The sequence below is a fragment of the Clostridium ragsdalei P11 genome (assembly GCF_001675165.1).
GTDB lineage: Bacteria > Bacillota > Clostridia > Clostridiales > Clostridiaceae > Clostridium_B > Clostridium_B ragsdalei.
The window spans coordinates 68,785-82,827 of sequence record NZ_LROS01000003.1; the positions used below are offsets into that span (position 1 = coordinate 68,785).

The 14,043-nt window shown below is 31.9% G+C and carries 14 protein-coding genes; 3 read left to right on the forward strand and 11 right to left on the reverse strand.

The window, feature by feature from the left end; translation table 11 throughout:
* From eutA to CLRAG_RS01480, 7 genes are all read right to left on the reverse strand, one after another.
* Positions 1 to 1,437, reverse strand: coding sequence for an ethanolamine ammonia-lyase reactivating factor EutA (gene eutA / locus CLRAG_RS01450; RefSeq protein WP_065076739.1), 1,437 nt, complete (start codon positions 1,435 to 1,437; stop codon positions 1 to 3).
* 112 nt (positions 1,438 to 1,549) lie between these two features.
* Complete coding sequence (locus tag CLRAG_RS01455) at positions 1,550 to 2,965, reverse strand: histidine kinase N-terminal domain-containing protein (protein ID WP_065076740.1); 1,416 nt, start codon at positions 2,963 to 2,965, stop codon at positions 1,550 to 1,552.
* An 18-nt stretch (positions 2,966 to 2,983) separates the two neighbouring features.
* Positions 2,984 to 3,556, reverse strand: coding sequence for an ANTAR domain-containing response regulator (locus CLRAG_RS01460; RefSeq protein ID WP_065076741.1), 573 nt, complete (start codon positions 3,554 to 3,556; stop codon positions 2,984 to 2,986).
* 62 nt (positions 3,557 to 3,618) lie between these two features.
* The gene (locus tag CLRAG_RS01465) at positions 3,619 to 4,053 is read right to left on the reverse strand and encodes a EutP/PduV family microcompartment system protein (protein ID WP_065076742.1); all 435 of its coding nucleotides are present in this window, start codon (positions 4,051 to 4,053) and stop codon (positions 3,619 to 3,621) included.
* A gap of 11 nt (positions 4,054 to 4,064) precedes the next feature.
* Entirely contained in the window at positions 4,065 to 4,418 is a 354-nt protein-coding gene (eutS, locus tag CLRAG_RS01470) for an ethanolamine utilization microcompartment protein EutS (protein WP_065076743.1), read from the reverse strand.
* A 26-nt stretch (positions 4,419 to 4,444) separates the two neighbouring features.
* A complete protein-coding gene (locus tag CLRAG_RS01475) occupies positions 4,445 to 5,608 on the reverse strand; it encodes a 1-propanol dehydrogenase PduQ (protein ID WP_083985486.1) in 1,164 nt (387 codons plus the stop codon).
* A 609-nt stretch (positions 5,609 to 6,217) separates the two neighbouring features.
* The gene (locus CLRAG_RS01480; protein WP_065076745.1) at positions 6,218 to 6,823 is read right to left on the reverse strand and encodes a DUF975 family protein; all 606 of its coding nucleotides are present in this window, start codon (positions 6,821 to 6,823) and stop codon (positions 6,218 to 6,220) included.
* A 193-nt stretch (positions 6,824 to 7,016) separates the two neighbouring features.
* On the opposite strand from CLRAG_RS01480, the gene CLRAG_RS01485 reads away from it, so the two are divergent.
* On the forward strand, positions 7,017 to 8,237 hold the full coding sequence (locus CLRAG_RS01485) for a multidrug efflux MFS transporter (RefSeq protein ID WP_065076746.1): 1,221 nt from the start codon (positions 7,017 to 7,019) through the stop codon (positions 8,235 to 8,237).
* A gap of 202 nt (positions 8,238 to 8,439) precedes the next feature.
* Here the strand turns inward: CLRAG_RS01485 and CLRAG_RS01490 are convergent, their stop codons facing one another.
* The 3 genes from CLRAG_RS01490 to CLRAG_RS01500 form a co-directional block, all read right to left on the reverse strand.
* Complete coding sequence (locus CLRAG_RS01490; RefSeq protein ID WP_065076747.1) at positions 8,440 to 8,982, reverse strand: biotin transporter BioY; 543 nt, start codon at positions 8,980 to 8,982, stop codon at positions 8,440 to 8,442.
* 39 nt (positions 8,983 to 9,021) lie between these two features.
* Positions 9,022 to 9,978 carry a biotin synthase BioB gene (gene bioB / locus CLRAG_RS01495; protein WP_065076748.1) on the reverse strand — a complete coding sequence of 319 codons (957 nt, stop codon included), beginning with the start codon at positions 9,976 to 9,978 and terminating at the stop codon, positions 9,022 to 9,024.
* 311 nt (positions 9,979 to 10,289) lie between these two features.
* Positions 10,290 to 11,975 carry a CocE/NonD family hydrolase gene (locus CLRAG_RS01500; protein ID WP_065076749.1) on the reverse strand — a complete coding sequence of 562 codons (1,686 nt, stop codon included), beginning with the start codon at positions 11,973 to 11,975 and terminating at the stop codon, positions 10,290 to 10,292.
* A gap of 189 nt (positions 11,976 to 12,164) precedes the next feature.
* On the opposite strand from CLRAG_RS01500, the gene CLRAG_RS01505 reads away from it, so the two are divergent.
* Positions 12,165 to 12,755, forward strand: coding sequence for a TetR/AcrR family transcriptional regulator (locus CLRAG_RS01505; protein ID WP_065076750.1), 591 nt, complete (start codon positions 12,165 to 12,167; stop codon positions 12,753 to 12,755).
* Between the two features lie 22 nt (positions 12,756 to 12,777).
* Here CLRAG_RS01505 and CLRAG_RS01510 read toward each other — a convergent pair whose 3' ends face one another.
* Complete coding sequence (locus tag CLRAG_RS01510; protein WP_065076751.1) at positions 12,778 to 13,353, reverse strand: TetR/AcrR family transcriptional regulator; 576 nt, start codon at positions 13,351 to 13,353, stop codon at positions 12,778 to 12,780.
* Between the two features lie 159 nt (positions 13,354 to 13,512).
* On the opposite strand from CLRAG_RS01510, the gene CLRAG_RS01515 reads away from it, so the two are divergent.
* Positions 13,513 to 14,031, forward strand: a complete 519-nt coding sequence (locus CLRAG_RS01515) for an HXXEE domain-containing protein (RefSeq protein ID WP_275507564.1) — start codon at positions 13,513 to 13,515, stop codon at positions 14,029 to 14,031.
* Positions 14,032 to 14,043: the final 12 nt, after the last annotated feature.

A 14,043-nucleotide genomic window follows, 5' to 3' on the forward strand; every position in this document is an offset into this window, starting at 1 on the left:
TTATGAACTAAAAGCTAACGTTTTAATAACTACAGGAACAACACGTCCATGCATAAGCGGTTTGCCTACATCTACGTAATCACCTGCTTCTACTTTTATACTGTCAATACAAATGACATCTTTTTTATAATCAAGCATCTTATATATTGTTTGTCCAAGTACCTTGCCCATATCATTTTCAACTATTACAAATAGAGGATATTCCTCATCTAAGATATCTGAAACTCCACTTATTACAGAAGATGCCATTTGCTGCACCTCCTTAAAGCTTGGACTTTTAGTACCATCTATTGCAATTGCAACTTGTTGGAATTCATTTTCCACCTTAAACCAATGAAGCCTTTCCTTTAAAGTTTCTGATATATAACTGCAATCAATACTATTATTTCTTTGATGAACTCTAACTACAGGAACATTTTTTATAGGAAACACATTCTTTGTATAGGTTATTGTGCTTCCACTTATATCAGTGGTATGAGATCCTGCACCTACAACTGTAGCTCTTATAGTTTCTCTGGATTTTTCCAAATTAAATTTTTGCGTAAGTATGGAATTCTTTATACATCTTCCAAGCAGTATACCAATATCTCCATATTTATAAACATCTTCTTCATCGCCTCCAGCATATATATAATTTGCTACTCCTCCAGAAAAAGTAATACAATCAATGTTGTAATTTAATTTAAGACCTTTGTTGGTGATTATTTCTTCATATTCATGCGTTTGGTTTTTCATTCCAACAGATTGTTCAAGAAGCTCCACCATCTTTCTAACAATATTTTCAACATCAGAAATGTCAGGTATTTCACCAACTTTTATGTTTATTCCATATTTATCAGCTAGTTTTTTAATTTTAGAAGCAATATATGTTATCTGATGTGTATTTTTATCTATTTTTATAAGTCGCCCTCCTATATCAAGACAACCAGTGTCAATTACTTCACCTTCTTTAAAAACTGCAAGATTTGTAGTTCCTCCTCCAATATCCATATTAGCTGCAGTACAATTTTCTTCTTTTGATATAATGTTTGTGCCTGCTCCTTTGCCTGCAATAATGGATTCCAAATCAGGCCCTGCTGTAGCAACTACAAAATCTCCGGCGAGACCGCTCATTTCATCTAGAATCTCTCTTGCATTTTCTTTTCTTGCAGTTTCACCAGTAATTATTATTGCTCCCGTTTCAACTTCTTCAGGTTTTATACCTGCTTTCTTATATTCAGATTCTACAATTTTTCTTACTGATGAACCATCTATTTCATTTTGTGATATCAAAGGTGTAAAATAAATATTACTTTTATATATAACCTTTTTATCTACTATATTTATTTTGGGTATTGAAAAACTAGATGCCATATTTTCAATAGTAATCCTGCTAAAAACAAGTTGTGTCGTAGATGTTCCAATATCAATTCCCACACTCAATATTTCCTGCTTCAATTTATCACTTCCCTTCTATTAATATTTAGATGAAATTTTTCAAAAAACAAAAGTCCAAAGTTTTTTAACTTTGGGCTCCATTGCCATACATAACACTTCATTGTGTTAAAATTTAATTTTCGCTATTTTTAAAATCAAAAACAACTTTAGTACCTCTATTGTTTGAACTCATATTAAGATCTCCTAAAAGCTTTTCCTTAACAATGCTTTTTACTATATTAAGTCCAAGACTTTTCCTGTCAACATTATCTATATCAAATCCTATTCCGTCATCAATAACAGATATGCTTGAATACATCTTACCATTGTCTATTTTAATATGTATACTTCCCTCCTCTTTTTCCTCAAAAGCATGTTCAATAGAATTTTCAATAAGTTCATTTACTACAAGTGATATAGATGTTGCCTTATCTGAATTGACTTTAAAATTATTACCAGAAACATCAATATATATCTTCCTTGATGAACTGCAGCTATACATTTTTATTTTTTCAACAACTTTTCCTATAACTTCTTTTATATCAACATCATCCATTCCATTTTGTGATAGGATTTCATGCGTTGCAGCTATGCTTAATATGCGATTCATACTTTGCTTAAGTGCAATTTTAGTCTGTTCATTTTCTATTCTCCTTGCCTGCAAGTTAAGAAGACTTGCAATCATCTGTAAATTATTCTTAACTCTATGATGTATTTCTTTAAAGGCAACAGACTTTAGCATCAATTCTTTTTCTTGCTGTTTAAATTTTGTTATATCTTTTATCATCATAACTATCCCAACTGACCTTAAATTTTCAAATACATATTTCACTTGTAAAGTGTAATTACTTATGTTTACTTCTGAAACACTAAACTGCTTTTTTGACATAACATTTTTAAATGAATTATCGTCAAGACATACGTTATTAAAATGCATGCCCACTATATTATCTTTATATCCAAGGGCTTTATATAACCCATTTGCAACCGAGTTAGTGAACTCCACAACTCCATTTTCATCAAAGATTATAATAGCATCATCCAAATAATTCGTAATAGTTCCCTCATTTCCTGTTAATGAAAGAAGATTATTGGTAAGTTCCTCTGTAGTTTCAGCTAACATTTCCATATACTTGTTTTTATTAATATCTTCTGTTATGTCTTTTTCCACTATTATGACCCCTATGACATTCTTATTCCTATTTCTTATTGGGGCAACTGTTTGGCTTACATTTTCATTCTCCTGAGTAACAGCCTTCATATCTTTTGTTGAAATTCCAAGTTCAAGTGTCCTTAGCGCTGCCGGCTCGTTTTCACGTAGTGCCAGTTCACCAATTACACTATTTTTATACATAGACTGACAATTTACAGGTTTTGCTTCAGATACAACTATAGCTTTATTCAAATCTTTTGTAGGACAATCTATAAATACGTCTGCTTGGACAAGATCAGATATTGTTGGAAGTATCTTTGATACTTCTATTATTTTTTTGATATCGCTTTCAGAAAGATTTGTGTACATTTTGCATAAATTTAAAATCGTATTCATATTAATGTATACCCCAAATCATATATCAAAAGATACTATTATAGTTGAAGCAATATCTTTCATAGAGCACCTTTTATTCATACTTAATGTTCTAAGTCGTGTAAAAGCCTCACCTTCACTGATCTTATATTTGTCCATTAACAATCCCTTTGCCTTTTCAATTCTCTTTCTAGCTTCAAGCTTATCCTTAGCATTTTTTACATTATTTTTCATATCCTTCATTTCTTCTGATTTCGATATAGCTATTTCTACTGCTGGTATTAAATTTTTTTCATCCACAGGCTTCACTACATAACTTATGACCTGAGCCTCTTTAGCCCTCTCAATAAATTCACTGCCGCTGTATGCACTTAGAATTAATACTGCACCTGCAATATTTTCATCATTAATTATCTTTGCAGCAGCTAGTCCATCTACTAAAGGCATTTTGATATCCATAATTACTAAGTCCGGTAAATTTTTTCTGCATAGTTCTATTGCATCAAATCCATCTACCGCCTCACCTACAACATTGTAACCGGACGATTCGAGTATTTCTTTAATGTCCATCCTAGTAATAGGTTCATCATCGGCTATCACTATTCTTTTCATACTATCCTCTCCCTTTAATCACTTTCTACCTCATTGTAGCATAAAATTTCAAATACATAGTATTAATTTATATCAAGCCATTTCTTTAATGCATTAATACCTTCACTTTTCATTGAGCTAACTTTAAAAATATACCTTGCACCTGCGCTAACTAAAAAATTTTCTGCTGCTTTTAGTGCTTGTTCATCATTGCACAAATCAATTTTTGTTATAATTCCAATAACAGGTTTGGAAAACATAGAACTAAAGCCAGGTGGAAAAATACTTACTTTACTCGTACAATCATGTACAAGTGCTATGACATCACAATCAGAAGAAGTATTATTAAGAGCTCTATAGTATCTTACATTTTCTACATATTCACCTGGGGTATCTATAGTATCACTGAAGAAGTTCATTGCCTGGGTCTTTTTATATTTAATATCTTTATTATGTATAGCCTGATACAGCGTAGTTTTACCACAGCCTGTTCTGCCTACAAACATTACTCTTTTCAAACCTTCTCCTCCTATGATTTTGTTATGGGTGATACTGTAAAATTAAGTACATCTCTAAGTAAAAGAATTATTCCATCCAGTGCAGTTTCCACACTTCCTATATCTCCAACTATAACCAGAGCTCCACTGAATCTATCCATAAATCCTATTTTTACATTTCCCGATTTAGTAGCAACATCACCAGCTATTATTGCAGCTTCACTTGGCGTCAGTGTCAATATACCTACCGCTTCATTGTATTCACCAGATAATCCTAATTTTTGATAAAGATCTTTATCTGGATGTGCAATTATATGAGATAATGTTACCTGCTTACCAGGAACAAATTCTTCAATTATTCTATCTCTTTTTTCCAAAGTCACCATTCCTTTAATAAAGTTATAGATTTAATTTATTCTTTAGAAAAAACCCTCTTAAACAAATTTTCAACATCCTTTATTTCAGGAATTCTCGGATTTGTTTTTGTACATCTATCATTTAGGGCAGTTATCGATAACTCATGAATCTCATTATCCAAATTTTCACATAAAACTTCACAATTATTAATACATTTAGGTAAGTTAAGTTTATTCATCAGTATCTTAACTGCTGCAATCAAACTCCTAACACCTTCAAATTGGTTAGATGCTGGAAGTCCCAAGAATTTTGATATTTCAGTATACCTATATGCTGCACTAGAATGGTTTATCTTTCCTTGTAAGTTTTTAAGGTTTGCATTATACTCTATTACGTATGGAAGAAGTAGTCCATTTGCTCTTCCATGCGGTATATGAATTTTTCCACCAAGTGCATGAGCCATGCCATGGTTAAGTCCAAGGGAAGCATTTGTAAATGCCATACCTGCTATGCAGGATGCATTATGCATCTTCGTTCTAGCTTCTTCATCATCTCCATTTTCATATGCGGCTAACAAGTATTTAAATACCATTTTTATTGATTTTTCTGCCAGTGCATCAGAATAATCTGATCTATTTGTAGAAACATATGCTTCAATTCCATGTGTAAGTACGTCTATTCCTGTTTCTGATGTGGTAGCTTTTGGCACTGATTTTACAAGTTCAATATCAAGTACCGCCTGATCCGGCGTCAAATTGTCATCAACAAGAGCATATTTGACTCCTTTTTGCTTATCAGTTACAATACAAAAGTTAGTAACCTCAGAGCCTGTACCACTTGTTGTCGGAATTGCTATAAACAGGGGCTCTTTCATTTCGTTATTCAATTCATTATTTACATACTGACAAAAATACCTTATTCCTTTTGCAGAATCAATAGCTGATCCTCCTCCAAGTGCTATAAGTACATCAGGTTTAAATTTAACAGCTTCCTGCACTCCTTTTATAATAACTTCAACAGGAGGATCTGGTACTATATCTGAAAATATATCATACTCTATATGTGCCTTATCAAGCTGTTCAGTAATTTTATCAACCGTTGATGACTTAACCATAAATGGATCTGCAGCGATTAAAGCTTTCTTACATTTTAATTCACACAAATGATTTAAAGCATCAGTACCAAAATAAACCTTTGGTTTAACATTAAAATTTTTCACAATAATCATACTCCAATTTAATAAAATATCTATGAAACTTCACATTAGTCATATTAAATTTTGTAATTTTTTGATAGCTACCAATAAAATAAAAAAAGCTTCCTAAGAATATAAATATTCTTTTAGAAGCTTCATCGCTTTTTCATACATCATTGTATAAATTTTTATTTTATTTTAAATATTTAACTAATTTCTGATTTTATTTTACACTTCTATGCTTGTATAGTCAATATTTTTATATATCGTTTACACCGTATATAAAAATATTTTTCTCCTATCACAATAAAATAAACGCCTTAAACTCATAATATCTAATTAATTCACAGATTATCTTAGTATTTAAACATTATGCATTGCTCCACTTCTATTACAGAAACTTTCCCTCTACTATAAACTGTTCCATATCTATATTTTCGCCACCTTTACGAATTATTACATAGTCAATGGCTGGATATATAAATCCTATCTAAACTATCAAAGTCTTTTCTTGGTTCCACACAGCAGAGAAACAATAAACTTCAAATTTACTGCCATACCACAAATATCTAATAGCTGATCAGGACTAGCATAGTACTAGTCCTGATCAATAAATTGAAGAAATTACTATTGTTAGTTATTCAATATTGATACAGACTTTACATCCTGATAGAAATTTGCGGTAACCGCCTGCATATAAGGACATACAAAAATAAATCCTATGCCAAAAGTAACAACTGAAAGTATTATCCATCCTAAAAAGCTGATCAATAAGCAAAATAACTCCCATTTGTGTCCATACATCATTTTCTTGCTCTCATCAAGTGCCTCAAGTGCAGGCATATCTGGGTTTTCACTAAGAACATACATCGCCATAGAGTACCTCAATGATGCTATTAATCCTGGTATAATAAGTAACAGTGACCATAAAAAAATAAATATACTCATAACAACATATAGTATTATTGAAGAACCTAGATTTTTAAACCCATCGAACAGATCCTCCACTTGGAACTTCTCAGATTTTACAAGTTTTATAAAGCATCCTACAACACCAAGGGTAAGTGGTCCAACAATCAAAAAAGAAATAATGATACCTGTATGCGGCATAAAATTTATACCAATAATAATTAGTGAATACACAAGGCACACTAAAATACACTTACCCCAGTTACCCTTTAACTGATCCCTAGATACTTTCCTCAGCTGATAACTAGTACGAACAGAAGCATTACTCATTTTTAATCCCCTCTCAAATACATCTATTTTGCCCTACATATTACTGAAAAAAGTTACAACTATATTAACTTATGATCTATCAAATAAAACTGTTAATTTATTTAAATGTAATTCAAATTTATTCTTTGAAAATTGAGCAGTATGATATATCATATAACTAATGTTGGTAATTGTGAAAGAAGGCTTGACATCATTGAAAATTTGGAAAAGAAACCTACTTGTATGTTGGTTAGGAGCATTTGTAACTGCCTTGGGACTAAGCCAAATAGCCCCAATAATGCCCCTTTACATCAAACAACTTGGTATTCATGACATCTCTACTATTGAACAAATATCTGGAGTTGCCTTTGGAGTTACTTTTGTAGTTTTAGCAATATTTTCACCAATTTGGGGATATGCAGCTGATAAAATTGGTAGAAAACCAATGCTCTTACGTGCAAGTATTGGAATGTCTATTGTAATTTCAACTATGGGACTTGCACAAAATATATATCAACTTATTGGTTTAAGAATGCTCCAAGGAGTTGTGGCAGGTTACAGTACAGCTTGTATGACATTAATTGCAACTCAAACTGAAAAAGAACATTCTGGTTGGGCATTAGGTGTACTGTCCACAGCTTCTATTTCTGGTTCACTACTTGGGCCACTTATTGGAGGATATCTTGATGAAATTTTTGGATTGCAATTTACTTTTTTCTTTACTGGTATCCTTATGCTAATTGTTTTTATTCTAACTTTAATATTTGTAAAAGAAGACTTTATAAAATCTGATAAAAAAGTACTCAGTACAAAAGAAGTTTGGAAACAGCTGCCTGATTGTCACTTAATTATTGTTTTATTTGCTACTTCTTTTATCTTACAGCTTGCCTTTTATTCTATAGAACCCATAATAACAGTATATATATCTCAATTATCTCGCAGCTCAGCCCATATTGCCTTAATTTCTGGAATGGCATTTTCTGCTTCTGGCCTTGCTAGTATTATTGCAGCTCCAAGGCTTGGAAAACTGTCAGATAAAATTGGACCTCAAAAGGTTATGCTTGCATCACTTATTATAGCTGGTTTAATATTTATACCTCAAGCTTTTGTAAAAAATTCTTGGCAGCTTATCATATTAAGATTTTCATTAGGTTTTGTAACAGCAGGACTAGCACCATCAATTAATACACTGGTAAAGAAAATAACACCAGAAGCCCTTACTGGAAGAATGTTTGGTTTTAACATGAGCGCATTTTATTTAGGTACCTTTTCCGGTTCTTTACTTGGTGGACAAATAGCTTCATATTTTGGTATGAAATATGTATTTTTCATTACTAGCGCACTACTTCTTTTAAATGGTTTATTGGTTTATGAAAAAATCTGTAAAAAACTAGATTCAAATACTGCTGCTCCATTAAAAGAACATATGGTTTAAAAATCAGTTTTAAGTTCATTAAAAACTATATATATTCACCTGTCAATTTGGCTTTTATTTTTAATTTTTTTAGAGCCAACTATAGGCTATTTCCTATAATACGTAAAAAAATAGCATGTTAAAGATATCCTTTTTAAAGATATTCTTGACATGCCTAAAACTACATTATGTATATAATTTTCTTATTTCAAGCTAATTAAGCCTAAAATAAATTAGCTCTAATTAGTTGCTTACGAATTTTAGAACCTATAAAAGTAGCAATTAAAATTTTAGCAAGGTCTCCAGGTATAAAAGGAATTACACCTGCAGCAAATGCTGCACTTATTGATATATTAGTCTGATACGATAACCAGATAGTACCAAAAACATAACACACAGCAGTACCCAGTACCATACCTACAAAGCATAAATACCATTTATCAAAAAAAACATCGATGAAAAATCCTGCAATCAGTGCCATAAATATAAATCCTATAATATACCCACCAGTTGGCCCTAAGAGTTTAGATGGACCGCCAGTAAAACCGGAGAATACCGGAACCCCAACAAAACCAATTAGCATATATATTATGTAGCTGATAGTACCTTTTTTCATACCAAGTGTGTAAAGTACAAAATAGATTGCTAAGTTTGTAAAAGAAATTGGTACTACACCAATAGGAATTGATAGAGGTCCAAGAATGCAGATAACTGCAGCCATAACCCCAATAATTGCCATTTGATAGACATTAGACTTCTTTTGCATAATTTCTCCTCCTATTTAAATTTTGTTGATAGCTAAATGCTACTTTGAGATATTAAAACCTAAATTAGTTAACATCTTTTTATCCTGTATAGTGTTATTACCTACAGTAGTTAACATATCACCAGTTATTGTAGCATTAGCACCCGATAGGAATATCATCGTACCACCGTCTTTAAAGTAGTTTCTGCCTGCTGCCATACGAATATATGCGGTAGGATTAATATAACGAAAGATAGCAATTGTTCTTAAAATATCTCTTTTAGAAAGAGGCTCTAAATTCTCATAAGGTGTTCCTTTAATAGGCTTAAGTACATTGATAGGAATAGAATCTACTTGTAATTCTGACAGGCTTACAGCCATATCAATACGGTCATTCCAAATTTCTCCCATACCAATGATACCTCCAGAACAAACTCTAAGACCTGCTTTTTTTGCCAAACTAATTTCACGAAATTTATCTTCATATGTATGAGTAGTACAAACATTAGGAAAATTGCGTTTGGATGTCTCTATGTTTGTATGATACATTGAAACACCAGCCTCTTTTAAACGAATAAATTCTTCTTCATTCAAAAGACCATGAGAAGCACAAAGTTTAATGTTGCATTCTTTATGCATTTTTTTGTATGCTTCAATAGCTTTATCAAAATCCTTCCCTGTTAAAGTTCGGCCAGCAGTAACAATAGAATAACGGTGTACGCCTCTCACTTCATTTTTTTTACAATCTTCCAGAATTACATTAGGATCTAAAAATTCATATTCTTTAATTCCTGTATGATTATACACAGACTGGGCACAGAATTTACAGTTTTCACTACAGCCACCACTGCGACCATTTATAATGGTACAAAGATCAACTTTATTGCCACATAGAGCCTCACGAATCATATTGGCACCTTCAAATAGCTCATCAGCATCTGCAGTCAAAAAAGAATTGAAATTTTCTCCTCTTTTTAAACGTCTTCCTGCAATAATTTCCTTTGCTAAATCTTTCATATTAAATTCCTCCATATAAATACTTAAGTGTAAACAAAACATTCTAAAATTAATTAAAACTACATGAATGTTTCATAGTAATTACAACTTATTAAAAACAATGCTTGGCATATATTGAAGTATATATGAACAGAAAAGTATTGTCAACCATTTTTTATATAATCATTAACAATAGTATTTTATTCAACTCAACCGATAATTTGAAATTATTATGAATTTAAAATATTGACCTATAAAAAGGGGTGTTGCGCTAATTTCTTAGTACAACACCCCTTACCACATCAAAATTGAAAAAATTAAGGGAACTACTATTATAGAATTAAAGGTAGTAGTAAATATGATTTATATTGACCTCCAGTATAAACTGTAACATCAGCATCCCAGATTTTATCATCAGGATGTAAAAACATTCCGCATCCACTTTGCTCCTGACTTCCGATTTCCAGCAATAATGTATGTCCTTTTTCAAGCATAATTGCACTGTCTGCAATCTCAATATCAATGGGATATATTTTATTTGGAACTAATTTTTCAATTTTATCATAAGTGTAATATGGTTTATATTCTGTTGAACGTATTTCATCAATTCCCCTTAGTGATGCCCTGAGCCAACCCTGGCTTATTGGATAATTTGTTGTATAAGCGCCAACATTTACTACCTCTTTTCCATCAGGGGCAATATTCCTAAGTGAAACATAAATGTCCATATCATCAATAGTTGAAGAAGCATATAACCTTAATTTCATTGGCCCTGCAAGCATTATCTTATGATTTAGAGGCTTTGTTTTAAAAATCATACGTTTTGGATTATCTTCATTCATTATAAAGTTTTTTGGTCCCTGCCATGCAGCAGATTCTTTGTCCTTATCACCTTCATATATGCGCTTGCTTTCTTTTAACGGTTGATCTTCAAGAAGTTCTAGTGAATTTGCCTCTAGATAACATTTTGTCCACTTCGTATTTTTCAGAGGATATTCATTTGCATATATCCAGTTATATTCCTTACCTCCTTTTGGCATTGCAAGTTTTATTTTCGGCTGTCTCATGACCCCTGTGTCAATTCCCTTAAGCCAGTAATCAAGAAATTGTTTTTGCATTGTTCTGCTTTCTTCTGTGTAAAATTCTGCAAAATGACTTCCTATATGCATTTCCAGCCATTTATTTTTTGAAGCCGCATATTTAAAGCCATTAATATTTCCTCTAGAAATAGCTCCTGAACAAAACCAGTTACCTGCAGATAGAAATGGTACTGTAACACGACTTAGATCACTAGATTTCTTTTTCCAATATTCATTTCGAACAACATTTTCCCTTACCAATTTTTCAAAATCGGTTCTATTATTTTTGAGTTCATCTTCGGAAAGTTTTCCTTTTCCAAACTGTTTGACTAGAACTCTCTTGTTATACCAAAGAGATAGAAATCCACTCTGAACAATTCCTCCCATACGTAATGCATCAGCATATAAATCCGGCATACCTTCCCACATTACCAGGCAAGAAAGATGAGGAGGCTGTTTTTCAGCTACCATCCACTGAGTTATAGCAAAATAAGAACATCCTAAAAGCCCTACTTTGCCACTGCCAAATGATTGAGTCCCTGCCCATTCAATTGCATCATAATAATCATATTTTAAAGTGTCGGACCATACATCAAGAATTCCAGGTGTATTTCCTGTTCCTCTTTCATCTATTCTAATCACAACATACCCCTGGGGTACCCAAAAATCGGGATCAGGGGTACCGCCGCTCATATGAGGACTTTTATCCTGCACTTGCCGTTTGTATAACTCGGCTGCTATTGGATGTGATGCAAAATGCTCATCTTTTCCATACGGTCCCATTGTCATTAATACTGGAAATTTACCTTTCGCATCTGGTTGATACAAATTTGCAGCCAGATATGAACCATCCCTCATAGGAATGTGGATTTCTTTCCACTTCATATCATAATGGTGGTTTGTACTTTCATTCATAATATCTACATTGTTTTCACTCATTTAATTTACCTCCCTCATATAGATGCTATTTACTTATTTGATCTAAGCAAAAGTTCATTCAACTTTAAAAAAGTTTTAGAATATTTTTATTAAATATTCTGTTTCTATAAATTATTATAGTCCTGTATCTTGAAAAGTCAATGGTTTCGTAATATAATATACTAAAATTCTAAAATTAGAGGTTTTACTATGAATGGATTTGAAAAAAGAACATTAAAAAAGAGAAAAGCGATTTTAGATACATCACTTTCTCTCTTCAATGAATATGGATATAAAAATGTTACAATTGCACAAATTTCAAAACAAACTCCTGTTTCACTTGAAACCATATACAATTACTTTGGCAGCAAAGACAACTTAAAAAATGAGCTTATCAAGCAAATTATTGATGATTACTGTATGTTTGTAGAAAAGGTTATGAACAGCAGCGACCCCATATTAAATAAGTTACAAAAAATACTTTTGTCTAAAGTCGATTTTGCTAAACAATTTTCACCTCAATTTATAACTGAAGAGCTCCATGATTTAAATGATACAGATTTGTTCGGAGGTAAGGAAAAGAAACAATTTTTACACACTATAATTCTTAAAGTGGTTGAACAAGGACGAAATGAGAAACTAATTACAGTAGATGTATCTGATGAAGCAGTTGCTGCTTATATAGAAATAAATCAGTACTACATTACTCATAATTTAGTTTCAACACTTCAGATCAGTGGCAATAATGTAAATTTACTAAAGGAAATTGGGTCTCTATTTTTAAACGGATTGAAAAAATAATTATTAATACATGACAGCAAATTTAATTCTTTTTTGAGAAGCCTGAATAATTGCAGATTGAAATAAAATCTTTTATAATTGCTGACATTTCTTCTGGAGTTTTCTGTGCTCCATCGCTTAGCCATCGTATTAAGATATGCATAAATCCACCTACACTAAATGTTATAGCATATTGAATATTTTCTTTTGAAAAAGACAGCTTTTTCCCCTTTACCTCATCAAAATCAGGTGGTAATAGTTCATCAATTTTTGCAAGAAAAAATGGAAGCAAATGATGGCGGTTAACGAGTAAGAGAAAGTTTAAATGCTTTTTCATCAGTGTAAAAAATATTTTAGCAATATTGGGCAGGGATAAGTCAATTTGCTGGTAGATAAGCACTTCATATTCCTGCCATATTTTATAAAAGCAGCATTCTAGGATTTGATCTTTTGACGAATAGTTTCGGTAAAATGTCCTTCTGGAAAGATTGGCGTTATTTGTAATCTCCTGTATTGTAATTTCTTGATATTTTTCTGTTTTCATTAGTTTTAACAGAGCATTTTCCATCCATAATTTTGATCTATTAGATACTGTGTTACCTTTATTTTTACCGGTCATAATCATTCCCCCCTTTTTTGTCACAAATCTTTGAATTTGTAGCTTTTGCTTCAAAATCATTGACTGCATACATTTATCTATTATAATAGAAATTGTCAATTGACACAACTGAGACAATTAAGGAGGTATTTTATGAATACTATGAATTTTATCGTATGAATGTTTCCCATTATTTTTATGCTTCATGATTTCGAAGAGATCTTCATGACAGAAGTATGGGCCAAACGTTATAAAAAGGAAATCGATATGGCTTGGCCTAAGAGACAGCCCTTTGGTCTAGATTACATGCATTTCTATCAATCACCAACTATTGCACTTGGAATATATTTTGAATTTATACTTTATTTATTGATCAGTTTACTTTCAGCAGTTTTTAAAAGCTATTTTATTTGGTATTCAACTTTTTTAGGGGTTACTTTACATCTGCTTTTAATCCATATAATAATTGGAAGTTTCAAATTTAAGCACTATGTGCCAGGAGTTATCACATCTATAATTTTTTTGCTGCCAAGTATCTATTATTTATATGTTTCTGGAAAAATGCTGCATTATACTGGGACAACTGTTATATTAGCCTTTTTGCTGGGAATTGCTCTTCTAATAGCTCTATTGCCAATACTTCATAAATCAATGGGGCCTTGTTCTAACTGGTTCCATAAATATTCTAAAGCACGGTAAAATTCAACTGTT